At 49.1% G+C, this 23,135-nt stretch carries 19 protein-coding genes, 2 tRNA genes and 1 rRNA gene; 4 read left to right on the forward strand and 18 right to left on the reverse strand.

All coding sequences use genetic code 11. From position 1 onward, the window contains the following. From KIB08_RS06145 to KIB08_RS06160, 4 genes are read right to left on the reverse strand one after another with little or no spacing between them, the layout of a single operon-like run. A complete protein-coding gene (locus KIB08_RS06145) occupies window positions 1-996 on the reverse strand; it encodes an electron transfer flavoprotein subunit alpha/FixB family protein (RefSeq protein ID WP_303990904.1) in 996 nt (331 codons plus the stop codon). Continuing rightward, the gene (locus KIB08_RS06150; RefSeq protein ID WP_303990906.1) at window positions 993-1,796 is read right to left on the reverse strand and encodes an electron transfer flavoprotein subunit beta/FixA family protein; all 804 of its coding nucleotides are present in this window, start codon (window positions 1,794-1,796) and stop codon (window positions 993-995) included. The genes KIB08_RS06145 and KIB08_RS06150 overlap by 4 nt, the downstream gene beginning before the upstream one ends. Further along, the gene (locus tag KIB08_RS06155; RefSeq protein ID WP_303990908.1) at window positions 1,797-5,363 is read right to left on the reverse strand and encodes a DNA polymerase III subunit alpha; all 3,567 of its coding nucleotides are present in this window, start codon (window positions 5,361-5,363) and stop codon (window positions 1,797-1,799) included. A 23-nt stretch (window positions 5,364-5,386) separates the two neighbouring features. Beyond that, window positions 5,387-7,057: a nucleoside kinase gene (locus KIB08_RS06160; RefSeq protein ID WP_303990912.1), complete on the reverse strand. Its 1,671-nt coding sequence runs from the start codon at window positions 7,055-7,057 to the stop codon at window positions 5,387-5,389. Between the two features lie 172 nt (window positions 7,058-7,229). Between KIB08_RS06160 and KIB08_RS06165 the strand changes: the two genes are divergently transcribed. Genes KIB08_RS06165 through KIB08_RS06180 form a run of 4 tightly spaced genes read left to right on the forward strand, consistent with a single transcriptional unit; the run spans window position 7,230 to window position 10,707 of the window. Further along, window positions 7,230-7,748: a hypothetical protein gene (locus KIB08_RS06165; protein WP_303990915.1), complete on the forward strand. Its 519-nt coding sequence runs from the start codon at window positions 7,230-7,232 to the stop codon at window positions 7,746-7,748. Beyond that, entirely contained in the window at window positions 7,745-8,266 is a 522-nt protein-coding gene (locus tag KIB08_RS06170; RefSeq protein WP_303990918.1) for a biotin transporter BioY, read from the forward strand. Before KIB08_RS06165 ends, KIB08_RS06170 begins: the two co-directional genes overlap by 4 nt. Before the next feature lies 1 nt (window position 8,267). Next, window positions 8,268-9,398: a thiolase family protein gene (locus tag KIB08_RS06175; protein ID WP_303990920.1), complete on the forward strand. Its 1,131-nt coding sequence runs from the start codon at window positions 8,268-8,270 to the stop codon at window positions 9,396-9,398. Beyond that, entirely contained in the window at window positions 9,391-10,707 is a 1,317-nt protein-coding gene (locus KIB08_RS06180) for an AMP-binding protein (RefSeq protein WP_303990923.1), read from the forward strand. The genes KIB08_RS06175 and KIB08_RS06180 overlap by 8 nt, the downstream gene beginning before the upstream one ends. A gap of 10 nt (window positions 10,708-10,717) precedes the next feature. Here KIB08_RS06180 and recG read toward each other — a convergent pair whose 3' ends face one another. The 14 genes from recG to rrf form a co-directional block, all read right to left on the reverse strand. Beyond that, the gene (gene recG, locus KIB08_RS06185) at window positions 10,718-12,751 is read right to left on the reverse strand and encodes an ATP-dependent DNA helicase RecG (RefSeq protein ID WP_303990926.1); all 2,034 of its coding nucleotides are present in this window, start codon (window positions 12,749-12,751) and stop codon (window positions 10,718-10,720) included. A gap of 58 nt (window positions 12,752-12,809) precedes the next feature. Beyond that, window positions 12,810-14,159 carry a uracil-xanthine permease family protein gene (locus KIB08_RS06190; protein WP_303990929.1) on the reverse strand — a complete coding sequence of 450 codons (1,350 nt, stop codon included), beginning with the start codon at window positions 14,157-14,159 and terminating at the stop codon, window positions 12,810-12,812. A 9-nt stretch (window positions 14,160-14,168) separates the two neighbouring features. Beyond that, window positions 14,169-15,533, reverse strand: coding sequence for an amidohydrolase family protein (locus KIB08_RS06195; RefSeq protein WP_303990931.1), 1,365 nt, complete (start codon window positions 15,531-15,533; stop codon window positions 14,169-14,171). Between the two features lie 810 nt (window positions 15,534-16,343). Then, the gene (locus tag KIB08_RS06200; protein WP_303990933.1) at window positions 16,344-16,871 is read right to left on the reverse strand and encodes an ECF transporter S component; all 528 of its coding nucleotides are present in this window, start codon (window positions 16,869-16,871) and stop codon (window positions 16,344-16,346) included. Further along, window positions 16,861-17,733, reverse strand: coding sequence for a pyridoxamine kinase (locus tag KIB08_RS06205; RefSeq protein ID WP_303990935.1), 873 nt, complete (start codon window positions 17,731-17,733; stop codon window positions 16,861-16,863). Before KIB08_RS06205 ends, KIB08_RS06200 begins: the two co-directional genes overlap by 11 nt. A 265-nt stretch (window positions 17,734-17,998) precedes the next feature. Beyond that, window positions 17,999-19,033, reverse strand: a complete 1,035-nt coding sequence (locus KIB08_RS06210; protein WP_303990937.1) for a cytochrome d ubiquinol oxidase subunit II — start codon at window positions 19,031-19,033, stop codon at window positions 17,999-18,001. 105 nt (window positions 19,034-19,138) lie between these two features. Beyond that, window positions 19,139-20,134, reverse strand: a complete 996-nt coding sequence (locus KIB08_RS06215) for an inorganic phosphate transporter (RefSeq protein ID WP_303990940.1) — start codon at window positions 20,132-20,134, stop codon at window positions 19,139-19,141. Then, window positions 20,127-20,756 (reverse strand): DUF47 domain-containing protein, encoded by a 630-nt coding sequence (locus KIB08_RS06220; RefSeq protein ID WP_303990943.1) that lies wholly within the window; start codon window positions 20,754-20,756, stop codon window positions 20,127-20,129. Before KIB08_RS06220 ends, KIB08_RS06215 begins: the two co-directional genes overlap by 8 nt. Before the next feature lie 241 nt (window positions 20,757-20,997). Further along, a complete protein-coding gene (locus KIB08_RS06225) occupies window positions 20,998-21,717 on the reverse strand; it encodes a DUF4198 domain-containing protein (protein WP_303990947.1) in 720 nt (239 codons plus the stop codon). 640 nt (window positions 21,718-22,357) lie between these two features. Continuing rightward, on the reverse strand, window positions 22,358-22,558 hold the full coding sequence (locus KIB08_RS06945) for a DUF1638 domain-containing protein (RefSeq protein WP_368487386.1): 201 nt from the start codon (window positions 22,556-22,558) through the stop codon (window positions 22,358-22,360). Between the two features lie 3 nt (window positions 22,559-22,561). Continuing rightward, window positions 22,562-22,855 (reverse strand): hypothetical protein, encoded by a 294-nt coding sequence (locus KIB08_RS06230; RefSeq protein WP_303990949.1) that lies wholly within the window; start codon window positions 22,853-22,855, stop codon window positions 22,562-22,564. Further along, window positions 22,856-22,932 (reverse strand) — tRNA-Arg (locus KIB08_RS06235). A gap of 7 nt (window positions 22,933-22,939) precedes the next feature. Beyond that, window positions 22,940-23,015 (reverse strand) — tRNA-Trp (locus tag KIB08_RS06240). 4 nt (window positions 23,016-23,019) lie between these two features. Next, window positions 23,020-23,135: ribosomal RNA gene (gene rrf, locus KIB08_RS06245) — 5S ribosomal RNA — on the reverse strand.

Genomic DNA, 23,135 nt, shown 5'->3' on the forward strand with positions numbered 1-23,135 from the left:
TCAGTCCTCCTCGAGTTGCGCCAACATTTCTTCTAAAACAATATGGACATCACCGACGATACCATAATCGGCACGCTGGAAAATCGGGGCCTGCGGATCTTTATTGATCGCAACCACCGTATCCGCGCCGCTGATTCCGGCAAGGTGCTGAATCGCGCCGGAAATACCGAAGGCAAAATAAATTTTCGGGCCGACATTTTTGCCCGTTTGGCCGACCTGATGAATAGACGGCTCCCAACCGGCATCAACGGCCGCACGTGAAGCCGCGACAGTGCCGCCTAATTTTCGAGCCAGCGTATGAAGTTTGCGAAATACTTCCGCCGATCCCATGCCCCGCCCGCCGCTGATAATAATCTCCGCATCTTCGAGATTGACCTCTTCCTGCGGTACATGTTCATATTTTGTACGAAGTGTACGAATGGTACCTGCGGGGATTTCTACCGCCAATGCCTCAACACGCCCTTTACGAGACGGATCCGGCGCCGGTTTTGAAAATACGTTCGGTCGTACCGTCCCCATTTGCGGCCGATGCTTCGGACAAATAATATCTGCTAAAATATTGCCCCCCAACGCAGGACGCGTCCATGTCAATGAGCGCGTTTCAGAGTCCATCTTAATATCGGTGCAGTCGGCCACTACGCCGCATTGCAGTCGCGCCGAAAGGCGCGGTGCCAAATCGCGGCCGTTATGGGTGGCTCCGATTAAAATCGCAGCGGGTTGGACTTCACGGCACAGCTGCTCAAGTGCATAGGTGTATCCCTCAGTCGAATACTCTTTTAATTCGCTCGCCGTCAGATAATGTACCACGTCTGCGCCGGCTGCGATAAGATCCTGTGCCAGAGCTTCTACGTTTTCCCCAATGAGCACGGCATGAACTTCTTCCCCGCTCACTTCCGCCAATTCGCGCGCTTTGCCGATCAGTTCCACGGTGACCGGACGCAGCTTCCCTGCAAAATGCTCCGCGACAACATAAAGGTGACGTGCTTGTTCGTTCATTGGGCACCTCCTTTGCGTTGAAAACCGCGCTCTTTTAGTTTTGCGAGCAAAGCCTGCACCGCTTGTTGCTCGGGCAAATCCGCAAAAGTTTCACCATGGCTGTGACCTTGCGGCGTATACACACGACGCACCTGCGTCGGCGAGCCGGCCATGCCGATTCGTTCCGGTTCAACAGGCAGATCCGCCGCCGTGAGCGTTTTTATTTCCGCCGTTCGTGCTGCAATCAGCCCGCGAAGTGACGGATAGCGCGGTGTATTCAGATGTTTAGTGGTCGTCACCAACACCGGCAATTCTACTTTTATCGTCTCATAGCCGTCCTCATGCTCGCGTACGACTTGTGCCGTAGATCCTTTCAGAGTAAAGGCTACGGCTCCGCTGACTTGCGGCCAGTCGAGCATTTCCGCAATTTGCGCCCCCACTTGCGCCGTATCTCCATCAATAGCCTGCTTGCCGCAGAAAATTAAGTCGAAAGTACCAAGCGTACGAATCGCTGTCGCCAACGTATACGCCGTGGCCAACGTATCCGCCCCGCCGAATGCTCGATCACTGATTAAATACGCATGGTCACAACCCTTGGCTAAACACTCTTTCAGCACTTCCTTCGCTTGCGGCGGACCCATTGTAATGACTGTAACGGTCGCGCCACAGCTGTCTTTTAACGCGAGCGCTTCTTCCACTGCGTGCTCATCAAAAGGATTCAAAATATTCGGCACACCGGCTCGTTGCAAGCGATTTGTTTTAGGATCCAGCTTGACCTGCGACGTATCCGGTACCTGCTTTACACACACTAAAATCTGCATTTAAGCCTCCTTTATTCCAACCTTGGTGTTTCCCAAAAGAGCTTGCAATTGCGTAATGACTTCACGACTGCCATCAATATAGTACGCTTCATTCATGAGTACCGTCAGACCGGTTCGTTCCACAATTAACGTAACCGGTATCGTTCCGTGATGCGTCGTTAAAATCGTTGCCAACGCTTGGCTCACCGAAACACCTTCATGCGCCGCATCAATGTGCAAATCAATTGCCTTAGGCACCCTATCGTCCGCAAAGGGCACTTCCGAGACCGGTGCATTCGAGGTGGCTGTCGTTGACTGCGCTTCATAAGGCAGCGCGGCGGTTTTCATGGTGTCCCATTCCGGTACTACGACAGTTTGATTAGCGACCAGCTCCAGAGGATACACCGCCTGCGCAATAATTTTCGTTTCGCGCTCATTGGCTTGCGTCCGACCTTCGATTAAAACAGCTGCGTCCACCGCTAACAATGCCGCGACGTCTTCCCAAAGATTAGGGAAAACCACGACTTCGATATTAGCCCCGAAGTCTTCTACCGTGGCAAAGCCCATTTGCTCATTGCGTTTCGTCAACAGTCGACGCAAACCCGTTACTGTGCCACCAATCCATACTTTTCTCTGATCATACACTTCACCGTTTTCGCGCAATTCATAAATGGACGTCGCCTTACGTAAAGTTTCTTCATAGGGCGAAAGAGGATGACCGCTCACGTAAAAACCGAGCGTTTCTTTTTCGCCGGCCAAGAGCGTCGCAAGATCCCAGGAAGGCACATCGGGATAGGTCAATGTCGGTACAGCTAACGGAATGTCGTCAAACAATCCTGTTTGCAATGAATTGGCGTTTTCCCGCTCTGTTGCGCCGATCCGAATCGCATCCGGCACTGCTTCATAAATTTGAGCGCGATGAATTCCTTCTGCATCTGCCAAATGATCCATGGCGCCGGCCCGAACCAGGGATTCGACAGCGCGTTTATTGACCGCAACATGCTCCGCCAAGTCAATCAACGAGCGAAAACCGATCGGTGTGTCGCCCTGCGCCTTTTCTTCCTGCAAAATAGTTTCGCGCGCTTTGACGATTGCTTCCGCCAAACCGTCGCCCACATTTTTGACCGCGGAAAGGCCGAAGCGAATGGCTTCTTCTTCCACCGTAAAATCGACCGCACTTTGATTAATATCCGGCCCCAAAACACGAATACCGTGCAGGCGGCAGTCGGCAATATAATGGCTTAATTTGTCACTGTTTTCTTTATAACTCGACATCATCGCCGCCATAAATTCCGGCCGATAATGTGCTTTCAAATAAGCGGTCTGCCAGGCAATCAATCCATAGCAGGCGGAGTGTGATTTATTAAAACCGTAACCGGCAAAATACACCATCTGATCGAAAACATGATTAGCGATCATGGTAGGGATGCCTTTTTGTTCCGCTCCCGCTAAAAATTTATCGCGCTGCGCCATCAAGACGTCTTCTTTCTTTTTGCCCATCGCACGACGCAGCAAGTCCGCTTCACCGAGAGTAAAGCCGCCAAGGACAGACGAAATTTGCATCACTTGTTCTTGATATAAAATAACGCCGAATGTTTCTTTCAAAATCGGTTCCAATAACGGATGCAGATATTCCACCTGCGCATCGCCGTGACGGCGGCGAATAAAATCTTCCGCCATCCCGCTGCCGAGCGGTCCCGGACGATACAACGCCACCATCGGAATCAAATCGACAAACCCTTCCGGCCGTAATTGCTTTAAAAGCGCCGTAAACCCGGATGATTCCGATTGGAACACGCCGACGGTATCGCCTTCGCAAAGCATCGCGCAGGTTTCGGCATCGGTCTCGGGTAAATGATCCACATCCACGGTGATGCCCCGATTATTTCGAATCAACTCAACGGTTTCCTGGATCACAGTCAAGTTACGTAAGCCCAAGAGATCCATCTTTAATAAGCCAAGCTCTTCCACGGTATCTTTTTCATACTGCGTCTGCAAATAATCATCTGCAGACTTTTGCAACGGCACATGTTCAGCGACCGGATCTTTACTGATCACAATACCCGCCGCGTGCGTGCCGGCATGACGGCTTAATCCTTCCAATGCCAACGCATAATCGATGAGCTGATGAATTTGCGGCTCACTGTCATAAGCTGTCCGAAATTCCTTCACGCTTTCCAACGTATCTGCAAGCGTCACGCCCGGTCCACCGGGTATCATCTTCGCGATGCGATCAACATCGGGGTAGGGCAAATTCATGACACGCCCGACATCACGAACGACCGCTTTAGCCGCCATCGTGCCGAACGTGATGATTTGTGCGACATGCTCGGAGCCATATTTGCGCGCCAAGTAGTCGATGACATCCGCACGGCCTTTATATCCGATATCGGTATCAATATCCGGCATACTGATACGTTCCGGATTCAAAAAGCGTTCAAACAGCAGCCCGTGTGCCAACGGATCAAGATTGGTAATACCCAATAAGTAAGCGACGATACTGCCCGCCGCCGAGCCACGCCCCGGACCTACAGCAATATCCTGCGATCGCGCATAAGCAATAAAGTCCATGACAATCAAAAAGTAGTCACTGAACCCCATGCTTTCAATGATTCCAAGTTCATATTCCAACCGTTCTCTGACTTCATTTCTGATGACGTCATAACGCTTTGGAAGTGCTTCTTCACATAATTTGCGCAGATATGTTTGCGCGATAAATCCTTCCGGCACCTGGAACGCGGGCAAGTGATGCTCACCGAATATAAAATCGACTTGGCAACGCTCCGCGATAGCCACCGTATTGCTGAGAGCTTCGGGAACGTCGGAAAAAAGCGACGCCATCTCATCGCCGGACTTACAATAGTACTCGTCATTGGCAAACTTAAATGTCTGATTATCTAACGTCTGTCCAGTAGAAATACAAAGGCGCACGTTTTGGGCACCGGCATCTTCCCGTCGAATATAGTGGAAATCATTGGTCGCCACTAGACCGACTCCGTACTCCCGTGCCAATGCGATCAACGGTTCACGTACGGCTTTTTCTTCCGGTAATCCGTGATCCTGTAATTCAATAAAATAATTTTCACGACCGAATGTTTGAATATACCATTCGATGATTTCCCGTGCCTTTGCTTCGTCGCCGGCCAGCAATGCTTGCGGCAACTCACCGTTAATGCATGCGGACAGCGCAATCAAGCCGTCGGCATATTGTGCAATCGCTGCGCGGTTCACACGAGGTTTACGCCAATATCCGACCGTGTTGGCTATCGTATCGAGCTTTGACAAGTTACGATAACCTTCATTGGTTTCCGCCAACAAAATCAGATGACGCAGCTTCTCTTTGCCGCCTAAATCCTGCGCACCGAGCTCCCGCTCGGTCACGTATACTTCACACCCAATAATCGGCTTGATCCCCTGCTTTAAGGTTTCTTTATACAAATAAACTGCACCGTACATAACGCCATGGTCGGTGATGGCCAGCGCCTCCTGACCAAGTTCTTTGACGTAAGCGACCAAGTCTTTGATGCGACTGATCCCATCAAACAAACTGTACTCCGTGTGCGTATGCAGATGTACAAAAGGTGTCATGGTCGCCTCCTCTCCTATACCGGTCACACCATCAATGTCCGCGGTACACATTGATCATGTCCCGCCGTACCGATAAATTCACGTAGAATTGAATTCGACGGTACCATCGCCGGATTCAATGGTTGAAAAATACTTAAAAACTCCAATAAACGATGCGCTTCATTGGCTACCGGTGAAGTGTTCGGAATCGCTTTTAAAAGCGGCTCTGCCAATACCTTAAGCACCGGAAGCTCATACAGCAGCGCCGTATTGAAAATAATATCCGCTTCTTCCTGGAAAGGAAAAACATAGGATTCTTCGCCAAATCGTACATTATGCCAAATTTTCAGCGTCTCTTCCGCGCTGTGCGCACGAAACTGATTGTCACGGACCATACGACGCAATAAACGTGTATCCGTAGTGGAAATTCGATTGTGATCGCTGATGGTCAACTGCGTCAACGCGCCCAGGTAAAGATGCAGTCTCTGGTACGCAGGTACGGCACGCGAAACGCTCGGATTCAGCGCATGCAGTCCTTCCAAAATAATCGGCTGATCAGGGCGCAAAGTGGTTTCCCGCTCCGCAAAATATTGCTTACCGTGCACAAAATTATAGCGGGAAAGCTTTACGGACTCACCTGCTAAAAGAGCCGTCAACTGCCGTTCCAAAAGCGCCGTATCCAACGCGTCAACGGATTCATGATCGATCTCGTCATCACCTGTCCGAGGACGATCATCCAAACTATAATAATAATCGTCCAGAGAAATCATTACCGGCTGAATGCCGTTGACCTGCATTTGCACCATCAGCCGCCTCATAGTGGTCGTTTTTCCCGCCGAAGACGGTCCGGCGATAGTAATTAAGCGAATACCGGGGCGACTGTCAGCGACACGATCAGCAATTTGCGCCAACTGCTTTTCATGCAGCGCTTCCGCCATGGCAATAATATCTTTGATGCGACCGTTGTCAATCGCTCGATTTAAATCCACTACATAGCGACAACCGACCCGTTCGCTCCAGTTTGTCGCTTCAAAAAAGACGCGCGCAAACTCACGCAATTCCATATACTCAGGCAAGGTATGAGCCGAATAAATACTGGGGAAGCGCAATAAAAATCCCGGCGCGTAATGGACGATATCAAACACATTTACCTGGTTCATATTCTGCAACAGTGGGCCGAAGTAAAAATCAACATAATCGCCGCAACGATAGAGGTAAATCCGTTCCGGACGCAGTCCCTGCAAACGTTCCACTGCGCGCAGACGCCCCGCTTTTCGGCAATAATCAATCGCCTCCGCTTTGCTTTCCGTCTGCTTAATGATCGGTCGACCTTCCTGCACAATTTCATGCATCCGGTCTTCAATCTCTTGTATTTGAGCAAGCGTTGTCGGTCGATCCTGAATGATCTGTCCGTACAAGGCGCGCCCCAGGGAGTGTTCAATCTGCACTCTGGCATCCGGATACAATTCACGAACAGCCATCGCCATCAGCATAATCAACGTCCTCTGGTACGCACGATTGCCAATGGTGGATTGCAATGTCTCGAAACTGATGACGGCGTTATTTTCCAAAGCGGTCGTGAAATCGAGAGTCTGCCCATCTACTAATGCGAATATTGCGTCCGGAGCCGTTTCCTTAACGCTTTCCCAGACCGCACCCACAGTGGTACCTTCAGGCACTTTCAAAGTTTGTCCCTGATATTGTAGTGTAAGCATTTTTACCTCCCGTCATTCGTTTCGCTTGTTTACCGTTATTATAACACGCAACCTTTTAGCCAAAGCATACGCGTGATGGGTGATGGATTGATTCTATTGTAAACTATTTCATTTTCGTTTGTTGACTATTTGTAGAATCTTCGTTATAATATCTCACGTAAAGGAGCTCTGTATGCACTCATTGTACAAAACCGCTTGCCGTTTGGAAACCGGTCTCACAGCGGAGGTTGTGATCGGTCGTTTGCGTCTGATGCTGACGCCGGCCGTTTCTCATGCCGAGGTTCGCACGCGCCGTAACGCCGCTACCGTCACGGTCAGCAATGCGGCAGGTACGCTCGTGATGACTTTGCTTGCCGGTGCACCACATCCGCACGCGGAGCGCGCGGAGACGATTCCGCGAAGCGCTCTGCCTTGGCGCTCATTCAGTGCCGACGAAGTGCATGCGTTTGTCGCCGCTATGGAGGATACCAATCCGATCCATCAGGGAGATTATCCGGTGGTGCCGGGGTACCAGATGTTGACCGCCTGGCTTCAGGAGCACCGCGATGTAGTTTCCTGCGACATGCGTTTCCATCATGCCGTAAAAAGTGATGCCCTTATTTATTTAATAACTGATGGCGCAATGGTACAAGCGTATACAGCATTCGGACTTGCCTTTACACTATCATTTAAAAGAGGAGTTGCAAAATGAGTTCTTTAACAGCACGTGATTTAACCAAAATGGCCTTGCTGGTCGCGCTTTTGTTTGTAGCCGCCTTCATTGCCATCCCCTTGCCGTTTACCCCCGCCATGATTACCATGACAACCCTGGTCTTTAACTTGACCGCCTTTTTATTACCGCCGAAGCAAACTTTGATTGTTTGCGTCGTTTATACTTTGTGCGGTGCGGCAGGATTGCCCGTCTTCACCGGCGGTGTTGGCGGTTTAGGTAAGGTATTCGGTCCGACCGGCGGTTTCATTTTTGCATTTATGGTTGCTTATCCGTTGGTCAGCCTGTTCAAAGGTAAGGCGCGTTCGTTCTGGCACTACGTGGCAGCGGGTGTCTTCATCGGTATTCCGATTACCTATATCGGTGGCGTGCTCGGCATGATGATCGTGCTGCATATGAGTCTCTGGCCGGCCATCGTAGCAGGTGCTTTACCGTTTATTCCGGGCGATATTTTAAAAACCGTTGTCGCCGCTTTCATTGCCTTGAAGATTCGAGTATAAGATGCGAGACGTTTATCTTGTCGACTGCCGCCGTACGCCGATTGGCGTTTCCGGCGGCAGTCTTCGTTATACACCTCCGGAAAAATTGGCCGCGGCCGTAATGACAAAGCTGTGGAATGACAATAGCCGCCCGCCCATCGATGCGATCATCGGCGGCAATGCAGTCGGCACCGGCGGGAACCTCACGAGACTCGGCGCACTTTATAGTGAATTGCCTGAAAACATACCCGCGTGGACACTCGATATGCAATGTGCTTCCGCTTTGACCGCCATCAGTACCGGCTATGCGCAAATTGCCGCGGGTATTCATGAGATCATTATTGCCGGCGGCATGGAGAGCGCGTCGTTACAACCGCTTCGTACCTATGCACCGAATGATGAACGCCAAGGTTCTTACAAGACGGCGCAATTTTCACCCGGTGAAATCGCTGCCGATGCGATGCTTCGTGGGGCCGAGCGAGCAGTACAAACGCTCGGTGCGACGCGCGAAGAACTGGACGAGTTGGCGTTGCAAAGTCATCAACGTGCCTTGGCCAATGCCCAAATGGATACGTTAAAGAATTGGCTCGTGCCAGTGCCCGAGTTAGCGAACGATGAATGTTTACGGCCGCGCATGCGTTTGCAACTTCTGCAGCGCTTACCGTTGCTCTTGGGTCCGGGTACTCATATTACCGCCGGCAACGCCTGCCTGATTCATGACGGGGCTGCGTTTGCCATGCTCGCCGATCAAGAAGCGATCGAACGATACCACTTACGACCGCTTGCCAAAATCGTTGCGGTCGCGCAAGGCGCCAGTGATCCTTTATTGTCCCCGCTCGGTGTAAAACACGTCAGTACATTGGCGTTGCAAGCGGCTCATTTACAAATGGATGACATGGATACAATTGAATGGAATGAAGCGTTTGCAATCATCGATTACCTCTTTGCACAATCGTATCCGCAGCTCGTCGAACGGTATAATCCGCTCGGAGGCGCGTTGGCGTACGGCCATCCTTACGGCGCCTCGGGGGCGATCATTTTAACTCACTTGCTGGCCCGACTGCATGCTATCGAAGGCCGTTACGGATTGTGTGCCATCGCCGGCGCAGGCGGCACCGGTTGCGCCATAATCGTGGAGCGTTGCCATGAGTAATTTCATTCACCGCCTCCACCATTGGGCTGAAACACGTCCGGAAAAAATAGCGCTGCAAGTCGATGACAGAATGTATACCTATGGTGAATTGATTCATGAAATCGACGCGCTTGCCGCAAATTTATCATTTCCATACGGAAGTGGTGTCCTTATTCAAGAAACCGATCCTGCGCAGCAATGGTTGCTTTTTCTCGCGTCACGCAAAGCCGGTTTACGGCCGGTCCTTTGCCACCCCGATTTACCGGCGGAAGATGTGCGAAACATTGCCGAGTCAAATGGTCTCTGCCTTTTTGACGGTACCATCGACTCATCTGACGTGACAAAAATTCCGGCCGCGGCGGAATTCGGTGTGCTGTCATCCGGCAGTACGGGTCTGCCGAAACTTTTTTGGCGGGAAGAATACAGCTGGACCGACTATTTCCCCATTCAAAATAAAATTTTTGGAATTAATGAAGAATCTCGCTTGTTTTTTCATGGCTCATTCAGTTTTACCGGGAATTTCAACTCGTTTGCCTGTGTATTTTGGGCCGGCGGGTTTGCCCGTACGATTTCCGCGTATGCACCGCGCCACTGGTGGCATATTCTCCAAGAGGAGTCCATCAACACACTGTACCTCCTGCCGGTGAAGTTGCGTCAGATTCTGCGCGCGGCCAAAACGGATACTTCATCCGCTATGCGTGCTGTTTTTACCGGTTCGCAGTCGTTGGACAAAGAGCTTTCCGCCGCATTGCAAAATCATTTCCCGAAGGCGCTGATTACGTTATATTACGGCGCCGGTGAGCTGAATTATATTACCTATTGCCACATTGACGAGTGGGATCGGGAGCCGGGCATCGTCGGTAAACCGTTTCCGCAGGTCAGGGTCAGAATTAAGGATACGTCTATTTACGTGACAACTCCTTTCGGCGTTATCGGCAGCGATCACGAAATGACCCTCGGCGATACCGGTACATGGACGCCGCGCGGCAATATTCGTTTTACCGGTCGCTCCAATGCGGTGATTAATTGCGCCGGACGTAAAATTTCCGTCGCTAAAGTCGAGGACGCATTACGTGAAACGCCCTTAATCAAAGATATTACCATATTTGCCGTACCCGATACGAAGCGCGGTGAAGTGCCGGCCGCCGCGGTGGTTGTCGAACAAGAGCAGCCTCTTTCCGCATTGCGAAAAATGGCACTGAGCTTGCCTTCCATCGAGCGGCCGCGCTATTGGCTACAATATGAGGAATTGCCGCTAAATTCCTGCTCCAAACCGGATATTCATGCGATGCTCGCCGATTGGCAATCCGCACAAAAAAAAGACGCGTAAGCGTCTTTTTTTAATGCTGCAACAATTCGAGAAATGCTTTCCCGAACCGTTTTTGTAATTCGCCAAGCAATACAGGATCGGTTGTTTGAGCGTAGCTTTCCGCCACTTCACGCGCTTTCACCAAGAGCGGCAAGTCGCGAATGGGATCCGCCACTTTAAGATCCGGCAAACCATGCTGTCGATATCCGAAAAGCTCCCCCGTGCCGCGCAGCAGTAAATCTTTTTCCGCCAACGTAAAACCGTCCTGAATTTCGGTCATATACCGCAAACGCTCCTGCGCCAGTTCGGTTTGACTGTCGCTGACCAAAATGCAATATGCCTGTGCACTGCCGCGACCGACACGACCGCGCAACTGGTGCAGTTGCGCTAAACCGAAACGTTCTGCGCCTTCCACGAGCATGACCGTCGCATTCGGCACATTTACGCCGACCTCCACCACGCTGGTGGCGACCAGCAAATGGTATTGGCGCTTGGCAAAAGCGGTCATCACCGCCTGTTTAGCGTCCGCTTTTAATCCGCCGTAAACCAGACCGACGCCGAATTCACGAAATCGCTTTTTCAGCTCTTCGTATACCTCTACAGCGGCCTTTAAATCCATTTTTTCGGATTCTTCGACAAGCGGACAGACAACATAGACTTGGTGTCCCTGTGTCATTTCTTTCTCCAAAAAACGCAAAATTCGCGGCATATACGAACGGTTTACCGCAAAAGTCTGAACCGGTTTGCGGCCCGGAGGCATTTCACGAATAAGAGATATATCCAAATCACCATATACAGACAAGGCCAACGTACGCGGAATCGGTGTTGCGGTCATTACCAACGTGTGCGGTGCGATCCCTTTTTCTTCCAAGCGCATACGTTGCCGTACACCGAATCGGTGTTGCTCATCCGTCACGACCAGACCCAGAGCCCTCAATTCCACGTCTTCTTCTAAAAGTGCATGCGTACCGATACATACCGTTACGCTACCGTCAAGCAGTCCGGCAAGAATATCTTCCCGCTCACTTTTATTGGTTTTCCCCGTCAAATTGGCAACGCGGATACCGAGCGGTGCTAAGAGCGACTGCAGCGTTTCATAGTGCTGATTCGCGAGAATTTCCGTCGGCGCCATCAAAAGCGACTGGTACCCGTTTTCCGCCGCTTTCGTCATCGCAAGCGCCGCCACCACCGTTTTACCGCTGCCGACATCGCCCTGCAGTAAACGCCGCATCGGCACGATACCTTCCATGTCATCGCAAATATCCGCCAACGCCTTTTGTTGGTCGCCGGTCAAACGGTACGGTAAGGTATGCATCAGCTGTCGAAAAAGATTGCCGTTCGGTGCGCATTTGATGCCGACAGCCCCTATCTCGCGCTGCGCGCGCAACCGTAAAACGCCAAGTTGCAAAAAGAAAAGTTCTTCAAAAGCCAATTCCTGACGCACCGCGGTCGCTGTTTCCTGATCCGGCGATTGATGCGCAAGGCGCGTCACCTCAGCTCGCGAACGCAGGCCGAGCTGCTGACGCACATCCACCGGTAACGTCTCGGGAATATCTTTTACCGCAACCAATGCCGTTTGGATCCAACGCTCCAGACTTGCCGGCCGGATGCCTTCTGTCAATCCATAGACCGGTTGCAACTTACCTTCAACCGCGGTCCATTCGTCGGGAAACACCACCTCGGGCGAATTCATTTGATATTTACCATAGCCCGCTTTAATGCGTCCGAAAGCGATAATCCGATCGCCCTCATGAAACAGCTTTCGTTTAAACGGCTGGTTGAAATAAACCAGTTCGAGATTGCCGCTGTCATCGTTTACGATCACATTTAAAATCGACAAGCGCGGGCGCGGCCGTCGTTCCTGCACTTTCGTGATAACCCCTGCTACAGTCACGTCAGCACCGTCCGCCAGAGCACGGATCGGCACTACTTGCGAATAATCACGATAGGCGCGCGGGTAATATTGCAGCAAATCGCCCACGGTATGTATGCCAAGCACAGCTAAGCGTTGTTCTGCGGCTTTACCGATGCCTTTGATGACCGTTACCGGATCTTGCCAATGCATAGTTACCTCCTTTCCCTATTATACAAAAAAACGGACTCTTGCGAGTCCGTTTTTATGATCAGTCCTCCTGCGGCAAAATCAAATTTAAAACGATTGCCACAATGGCCGCCGATGCCACGGTCGACCCAAGTACATATTGCAGCAGCTCAGGCAGCGTTGCCATGTAGTCTTTCGGCAGTAAATACAACGCCAACGAAATAACCATCGGGACGCCGATGACAAACATGTTGCGTTCGGTAAGCCGCTCCTGTTTCAAAATACGAATTCCCGAAAGGGAGATAATCGCGCAAACGACCACGAACACACCGCCGATTACCGGTGCCGGAATAGACGCAATTAATGTTGCCAATTTGCCGGACAAGCCAAACATCATTAACCACGCGCCGGCGCCGTAAAACGCGTACCGGCTGGCGACACCGGTGATGGAAATCAGACCGGCATTGGTCGAATAACCGGTGACCGGGGTCGAACCGACGAGGCTCGATACCAAACAGCCGAGGCCTTCACCGACCACACCGCGATCAACCTGTTTCGGTGTCACGTCTTCATTAATTACCGATCCGATCGCGAACCAGGTACCGGTTGTTTCCGCCATCAACACGAAGAATACGAAAATCATCGTTAAAATAGCCGATGGCGTAAAGCTCGGCATGTAATCGATAAATGCCAAATGCGGCCGCGCGAGCCAACCGGCCGCCGCTACGCTTTCCCATTGGAAACGCCCCATCAACTGCGCTGCAACACTTCCCGCAGCCAGTGCAAAAATGACGGCACCGGTTCGCAGCCAATTCCCTTTTTTACCTATGTGTATACCCAAGGTCACGCAGAAGATCAAGGTCACAACCGAAACCAACGCCAGTAAAATATTCTGTGTCACGGTTTCCGTTCCGTAAATCGCGTAGATATTTGAATCCAGCGCCACCGGCAGCAACGACAACCCGATGATTAAAATAATCGTACCGCCCACCAGACGCGGCACCAACACATTGATCAGTTTACGGAACACACCGGTCAAACCGAGCACGACCAACATCAGCGAGGCCACCATCGTTGAACCGAACACTTCATTCAGCCCTAAAAATCCGCCTCCGGCTGCCATCGTTACCCCGACAATAGCGCCGATCGGCACATAGCTCGGGCCTTGCGCGATCGGTAAGCGCATGCAGAAATGCGCCTGAATGATCGTTGCAATCCCCGCCGCCAAGAATGTCGCCTGGATTAAGATCGATGCTTCCGCTACCCCCAAGCTTAAAATCGACGCGATGACAAACGGTACTACGTACACATCCATCGCCAACACGTGTTGCAAACCGAGAAAAATAATTTTATTCCAGGGTAATTTTTCATTCGGCGCAACAATCAAATGTCCTTCGTACTGTGTTTCCTGCAAATTCTTCGCTGACTCCATGAATTCTCCTTAACGACCTGACACCAATTGTCCCTGCACCCATACTTTAGCAATATTGGCACGGTTGGCGGTAAATAAAATTTTCTGCAAGACAGACTGTGTATCGTCCTCGCTATACAAAACAATATCGGAATGGGGGGCGGCCACATCGATCAGCTGCACATCCCAATGATATCCCGGTAAAAACAGACCGATACGTTGATGCAATGCTTCGCCGCCCGCCGTCGTCGCCATATAAAACGCATGGCGAAAATCAATGCGTGACTCCGCCACACCGCGACCCGCGGCGGGAAGATTCGCGTCAACACCGTCTTCCAGCATACGACTGGAGATAATCGCCTGGCGAATATTCGCATAAATCGACGGTGCAAAACCGCCGGACACATCCGTGCCCAAACCCGCTTTGACCCCTTGCGCATGTCGACGGCGAACCGGATATACGGCATTGCCGAAAAACGCATTGGAAATCGGGCAATGGGAAATTGTCGAACCGCGTTGGGCGACCAATTCCGCCTCAGTTTCCGTCAATTGCGTCGCATGCCCCATCACTGCACGATTTGTTAAAAGACCAAAAGAGTCCAAAACCTCCGCATCCGATGTACCGAAGTGCTCGTGCGCATAACCGGCCTGCCAGTCCGATTCCGACAAATGAGTTTGAATCGGAATCGGGTACCGCTCCGCCAATTCTCCGAGTCCTTTCAGCGCTGCCGGCGTACACGAAGGTACAAAACGAGGCGTAATAACAGGCGTCAGTAATTGCCGCTCATCCGTAAGCGCCGTGATGCGCTCAATCGTCTCTTCCGCGCCGGCAATTCCCGCGTCCGCGGATGCGTCACGGTAGTAATCCGGGCATTGCTCGGGATTGTCCATTACCACTTTACCGAGTGCCGCGCGTTGGCCCAGCGTTTGGCATACTTCACCGAGCAACACCGTCGCGTCCACATTTTGCGTACCGTAGTACAGTGCAGTCGTCGTACCGTTTGCCAAGCTGCGCATGACAAGATCCGCAAATACCGGCGCCGCTTTTTCTCCATCGGTAAGTGACTGTTCGAGAGGGAACGTGTATTTCTGCAGCCAATCCTCCAACGGGACATGCAATGCGTTACCTATATTTTCCCATTGCGGCGCGTGAATATGCAGATCGACAAATCCCGGCAACAAATATTGCGTGGCGGATAACTCTTCCAGTTCGCCATTCGCGCGTGCATCGTCTACCGCTTTCGCATAGTCCGCATCCCGAGGCAGCAGTACACGTTCCAATGTGCCCGCCGCATTGATTTCAAAAAGCGCATCGGCGAGCACTTCCACTTCTCCCCAAACGGGTGCATGAAATGCCGTCCCCAACACAAAGTGGTGCTTTGCAGGTAAAGTCATATTCTTCCCCATTTCTCAAACATTTTATATTATTATACAAAATTTAGATATAAAAAGGTGAAATATTTTATCATTGCATATGTTATTACAATCACTCCGTTGCCATTTGCATGCAGGGATTAACATAAACGTATTCGACATTTGTAAATAACCGGAAAACCAAATTTTTCAAATTTTCATCAGTGTATATAAAAAATGAAAAGCCGACGCATCGGTGTTACTCTCCCCATTTTTCGCATTGCGCAATCGGCGCTGATACGAAAAACGTTATGCGGCGCAAACGACTTGCAGTAAAAGCAGATCTTCTTATGTTCTGCGTTACTTGATACTTCTCCCGTCAGAACGTCATTCACAATCGTATCGCTTGCTCTTTCTCTTTCGTGCATTAACACCGTCACGGCAATGATTTTTCGCCCGTGCACAGAAGATTACTGTCAGCATACCGGTCCTTCCCCGTGTTGCCGACTAACACAACTCCTTGCACAAAATACAATCCCCAGCCATGCACCTGAACTCCTTCCCCGATACCGATAGCCTCTGTACTGAACTGCGCAAACGAATGCGGAGAACCGTGCCGGGCCTCTTGGAAACATGCGCCCCTTGACACCCTTCAATAAATCGTGTCTAATAATGATATTAGAGGCAGCTATTCCACTAAGACGGTGAAAGTCCGTTCGTTGGGTAGCTGCCTCTGCTTTTTGTTCGTGGTAACTCATGGAATAACATAACGATCACCGAATCGTATGAAACCGGTTATTAATAAAGACTCTGTCTAAAATAAAAAAGAGAAAGCAGAACGCTTTCTCTTTTTTATTTTCTCTTGTGAATCAATTCATACAATTTCGGGCCTACCGCTAACGCCACGACAATCCCCAATGCGGATGTCATGAGAGAAAACGGAATATTCGCAATCGCCGCCTGCCAGCTGCCGATAACAGCCCACCATGCAACAATATATCCCACCAAAGTCCAGAGCGATGCGATCAACGTTGCAATCAACACCCGTCCGTAGCTAGGTCGACGATTCGGAGTGTGTCCGAAGTAACCGACGAGGTAACCCGCCACGCCTTTAATAACGAGCGAAAACGGCGTATATCCGGTCAATCCCACGATAGCATCAAAGATCATTGAGCCGATACCGCCACCAACCGCACCTACCCAGCGACCGAAAACGATTCCGATAATGTAAAGTGCCGCACTGCCCATATGAACCATGGCGCCACCCGGCATGGGGATAAGCACCATCGTTGCCACCACGCAAAGCGCGATGGCGACTCCCATGTATACCAGTTGTCTTGTCGATTGACTTCGCTTTTCTATAGTATTGCTATTTTGCATATTTTTCACCTTCCTGCCACAAATGTGGCAATTCCAATTCAAACGGCACACCGCTTTCAATTTTTGTTTCGGCTTCCTGCAATCTTTTAATTCCATTCGTCACAAACTGCCCTGCGATTTGTACAGCCTCGGCCCACGGCACTCCTTTAAGTCGCAAGCCGACTAGCGCGGATGCAAATAAATCGCCCGTTCCTACCACGGGTAACGGGATTTCAGCAAAGGTAAACCACGCCTCCGTGTGCGTACTTTGATCATACAAATAGTTGGCCAAGTAGCCTTTTTCCTGCGGTAATGATGTAATCACCACCGTTTCCGGTCCCAGCGTGGCAATCTCACTCGCTAACCGACGAGCCTCCTCTTTTGAAACCTGTCCGGTATGATACGGCACATCACATAAGAAACAGGATTCGGTATAATTGGGCGTTGTTATTGTGGCATCGCGCAATAGATTGCGCATGGCTTCCACCATCGTATGGTCAAATGCGGAATACATTTTGCCGCGATCCGCCATTGCCGGATCGATCATAATCAAATCTCCCGGATGGGTATAGCGCTGAATCAGGTTATGTACCAATCGAATCTGCTCGGGGTTAGCCAGAAAACCGCTATAAAAGGCATCAAAGTGAACGCCGTTCACTTCCCATGCTTTCACAAATTTAGGTATTTCTTCATCGAGCGGCAGCATATAATGATGAGCAAACCCCAGATGATTGCTGTAAAGAGCAGTGGGCAGCGGTACCGACTGTACGCCCAATGCTGCCAGGACAGGAATGGCAACAGACAATGCACAACGCCCCATCAGGCTCAGATCATGTACGGTAAGACAACTTGGTACCGACAACTCAACCATTTTCCCCTCCATAAACCCTCCTTTACATTGATATAAATCATGATAAATTTCTTTTTGTCATACATCAATATACAGTTTTACGTCAAAAAGCATGACAGAAAATCAAGCAATAAAAAAAGGTGACCGCAGTCACCTTTTTTAGCCGGTATTCATAGAGGAGAAGAATACCGACGCTCTATTGATAATCAGGGAAAATATCATCAATAGAGCCCTGAAATCAGGGTACAGTAAACACTGTACAATTACACTATAGCATAGATTTCAGAAAAATAAAGTTTTACCCCTTATCCCTGTTTTCGTTCTGCTTCCATCCTATGGTGCGCGGCAACTCAATGACGGGACGAGTCCACTTATACACCAACGCTATAATCGCGCCGCAGACGGCAACTGCCACTGCCGGCCAAAATAACGTCGGTAAACGGTTCGCAACCTGACCCCAGCCGCCGGGCAACACGGTTCCCTGCATAATCATATAAAATACCAGCTGGTACATGGTAAATGCCGCGATTGCGCCAAAATATCCCATGAAATATGCCGCGCCTACATGACGCTTACGCGCTGTCACGTACATTACAACATAAATCAGAATGGAAGCCAAACCACCGCCAATAAAAATCGGTTTCACCTGTGTCGGCAAAATCACAAGCATATATATCGCCAACAGTAAGATAATGGACAGGAGAATATGCATAAACAGAATCACCAATGCCAAAGCGCGACATCTCTCGCGCAGCGGATTCGTCGTTTTCCAAGCTGCATAAAGCGCACCGTGGGAGGTACAGGCCAGTACAGCCCAAATACCGCAAACCACTCCGATCGGCGACCAAAAAAACATGCCGACCGTGACCGCCCCCATACCGATATTTAAAAGAACGGAGAACCCGACGGTAATCAGATAAATCACAGTAGCAACCGAGACCAACGCATGCACAAAACGCATCGCATGTGCACCCTTTATCGTTTTACCACTGCTCCAGGCAGCTCCCAAACGTAACAGCAGATTCAAAACGATCAAGCCTACGCCGATCCAAATCACTTGATGATACGCGTCTTTCGGCCCTAAAAAAATAGCATCCAGCAGCCAAAAAGCAGCTACTAAACCAAGCTCACTGGCCTGAAATCCCGGCCGATAGAGAGAATAAAATGCCGATCTTTCCCGTTCATTTTTTATAGTCCACGGTGCGGTGAGCGCCAAACCCACATCAGTTTCTGTAACCCAGAAATATAAAGCAATCAGAAGCGAGATGAAGAGCACTAATCCCGGTGTTTCCAACTGTGAAAGCCAGGGCAGCCATGACTCGATAATACTCATTACCAATCCCCTATCATACAAATTAAACGCCGTAAGAAATCATGCTCATTATAACATACAAATCATAAGCATTACGTCTCTATACCAACATAGAAAAGATTCGAACTACAGTCCGAATCCTCGTAAACACCAGAACACAAATGCCGATACCAAACTGCTCAGCGGAATGGTCGAAATCCATGTCACCACCATACTGCAGGCCACATTCCAATTGACAGCCGTGACGCGTTTGGCAGAACCGACGCCCATAATAGAGCCAGAAACAACGTGTGTGGTACTGACCGGCATGTGCAACATCGTAGCCAACGAAATAACGATAGATGAATTCAAATCCGCAGCAAAGCCGTTAATACTTTCCATGCGAAACACTTTGCGACCCACGGTTGCAATAATTCTCCAACCACCTACGGCCGTCCCTAACGCCATCGCCGCGGCGCACACTACTTTGACCCAAAGAGGTACTTCAAACGACGATAGATGACCGGCGGAAAGCAGCGCTAAAGTAATAATGCCCATCGACTTCTGTGCATCGTTCGAACCGTGCGAAAATGCCATCGCCGCCGCCGTAAAAAGCTGTAAACGACGGAATTTGCGATTCAGGGTAAACGGTGCACGCCTTCCAAACAACCATAGCAACATAACCATCACAAAAAAGCCGCCGCCAAAGGCAATCACCGGCGATAAAACGAGCACCAAAAAGATCGTGCCGATTCCTGACCAGTCCAACGCCTGAAAACCGACGCTCACTGAAACCGCGCCGATAAGACCGCCAACCAGTGCGTGCGAGGAACTCGACGGCATACCGAAATACCAACTCGCAATATTCCAGAAATTGGCGCCGATCAGCGCCGCGATTAAGACCTCTGAATTTACAAAAGACGGTGATAAAATAATATCTCCGCCAATCGTTTTGGCTACTCCTGTACTTACCAAAGCACCGAAAAAGTTTAAAATAGCCGCCATCATAATGGCATGTTTCGGTTGAATAGCTCGAGTAGACACAGAAGTTGCCACCGCATTGGCTGTATCATGAAAACCGTTGATATAGTCGAATGCGATGGCAAGTATAATAACTCCCCAAAGAAGTAGTTGCTCATGCATATTTTAATACGACTCTCTGAAAAGTATTGACCAGGATTTCACACTCATCGACCACTTCTTCCATAGACGAGAGAATTTCTTTCCATTTAATAATATGAATGGGATCCGTACATTCCGTAAAAAGTTTCGCCATCTCTTCATGGTAGTAGACGTCTCCCTGTGACTCCAAATTACTTACTTTCTTACTGCGCGCTTCAATCTTTAAGTAATTACCTTTGAGGTTGCGCATATACGACACCGATTTACGAATTTCATCCATACACTTCGCAACGATCTGTGCCATCGCAACCGCGCCCGGAGTCGGTTCTCCCGGATGATACATAACCATCTTGTCCATGATTTCTTTAATTTCATCCAGAGCTGTGTCCAGCTGTTCAATCACCGATTGAATATCCTCACGATCGATCGGTGTGATAAACGTTTTTTGCAAACGTTCCATCGTCTTCGAGCGAATTTCCGCGCCTTCTCGCTTTAACTGTCGGACTTGGTCCAGTCCTTCTTTACTGTCAATTTTGTTTGCAAAACAGTCATAGAGAATGCTCCCTGCATTTGCACTCAGCTCTGCGTGCTTTTCCAACAATGCAAAGAATTTTTCTTCTTTCGGTTTTAACTGAAATGCCATGCTGTGTCTCCTATCCACCCTCAAAAGTTTTCCATGTAAAATCATTATATCATAGCGACTGATAATAAACTATTCACGTCATGTCTAAACTGTCATTATTCCTAAAAATTACTAAAGCTTGACAAAGTATTTCGCTTTATCTAATCATGTAAAAAATGTAAAAGAAGACCCTTTTTACCATACATCGTAGTAAAAAGGGTCTTCTTTTAATCTTTACAAATGGTATTGAAAAAATTTATGCTTATTCCGGCTCAATAATAAAAGAGAGGGACGAAAAATACTTCACCTGCGTATTAGGATCATCTGTCGGATACGCAATTTCTATACCGAGTACATTCAAACCGTTAGCGGCCACTGTAACTGTCGCACGACCGTTCGCATCCGTTTTCGATTCATTGGTAAGATCATTAATCACGTCTTTAATCAACGGCGCATCCGCCATCGGTTCGCCATCTTTGTACGCACGGATCTCAAAGGTATCACCCTTGCGCAAAGTCAGCGGATTGACAGACGGAACAATTTGTATCGGCACATTGTAAATATACCCCGGTTTAACTTCCGGATCCCAATAATTCACGTTATATTTTACCGCATGTGTTGTTTTGACTGCATTCGGAACTTCCGAAAACGGAGCATTTACTGTTTTGCCGTCTTTAGTTTTGGTGAAATAGCCATAATCAAAGAAAGTCGTCGTAACTCCCAAATTTTCTGTATTGGCAAACGAAATATGATCACTATGACGAACTACATCCACTGCTGTCGGTTGAAAATTCTTGTCGTAGCCTTCCACCATTTGCACACAAGCAGGATCATAGACGTTATTGCCAGGTCCTTTCCCAAGAACCAGCACACGTTGATCCAGGCTGTTCGCTACAAACACGCCGTGCGCAGATACATCCGCCACACCAAACACGCCTGCCAACAAACTTGCACATAAAGCCAATCCTACTGCTTTTTTCATATTGTTTCCTCCTCTAGAACATATGAATTCCCTATAATTGACAATAGCATATGTTAATCTTTTTGTAAAATTATAAATATTTATTCTCATTATTTTATTCTTATTAGTTTACATTATTTGGTTTTATATAAATATAGTAAATAAAAAAGCCTTCTAATGAAGGCTTTTAAATGGTGACGCAGACATATGTGTTCCACTGCTACTTATTTTGCGATTCACGCTTCCTATATCCATGATAAAAAAGCGATTTAAAAAATTGATTTTTAAACAAGCAAAAAGAAAAAAACGGATTGCTCCGCCCTGCCCCGTCAAAAATCGTAACTCCCACGATATTAAGAAGAGGTCTTTAGTCAACAGGCGCCTCCGACCTAGTTATTTATCATATCACCTTTTTTATTTTATAGGTCCCTGTCAAGGGTGAAATAACTTTCCGGAACGGTTTCTCCTTTTTTCAGAATGAGGAAATCTTCGTCAAAATCATCGTCGGCTATTTTCCTCAAAATTCCGTATTTACCGGGAATTATATCAATTTGCCCGTCCAAAATTTTTCTTAGTTTCTCTAAATATTCACGGACAGGTTCTATTTCGTAACCCCCGGTATCAATGATATAAAAATGTTCAAATCCTTTATACAGTTTTCTTAAAAATTTTCACCCCTGCTTCTAATTATTTTGTCCACATCAATGGAAGAACGTTTGCTGTATTCCGCCCAACTTTCCGTGAAAAAGGCACCATGCTTAGGACGTTTAATCTCTTTCAGATTCTCCCCGGATAAAAGTATATCAAGACAATCTCTCGTCCGCGGCAGTACCAGTTCTGTATGGGTAGCTCTGAGACCTATCGTTCAGCCGCCGCAACCGGAGGGACAAATGATAACCCGGTCCGCATACAATACGCTGTCTATTTTTTCTTGAAGATAGCTTTTAAGATACGCCGGGCTTTTGTGGAGTTCATCAGGTAAAAGGTAAAGAACAGCACTACTTTCCGCTTCTTTCAAAGCATGAATCAGTTCTTTTTGTAGGGTGGGACAAGCAAAAATAATCGTTCCAGCCATGGCGCTTTTCCTTTCTCCTTTTTTCTCATTATACCCTTTTTCCGCAAAAAAACAGACAGTTCCTTTTCCGGAACTGTCTGTCATTGGTGACCCAGGAGGGATTCGAACCCCCGACCTTTTGATTCGTAGTCAAACGCTCTATCCAGCTGAGCTACTGAGTCATGCAATTGGCAGGGGCAGAAGGACTTGAACCCTCAACCAACGGTTTTGGAGACCGCTACTCTACCAATTGAGCTATACCCCTACGTAATCAGCAGCTACCTACGCTCCCGGGCCGTTTCCAGCCAAGTACTTTCGGCGTTTACGAGCTTAACTACTGTGTTCGGCATGGGTACAGGTGTCGCCTCGTAGCTATCGCCACTGA

This window comes from Negativicoccus succinicivorans (genome assembly GCF_018372215.1).
Classification (GTDB): domain Bacteria; phylum Bacillota; class Negativicutes; order Veillonellales; family Negativicoccaceae; genus Negativicoccus.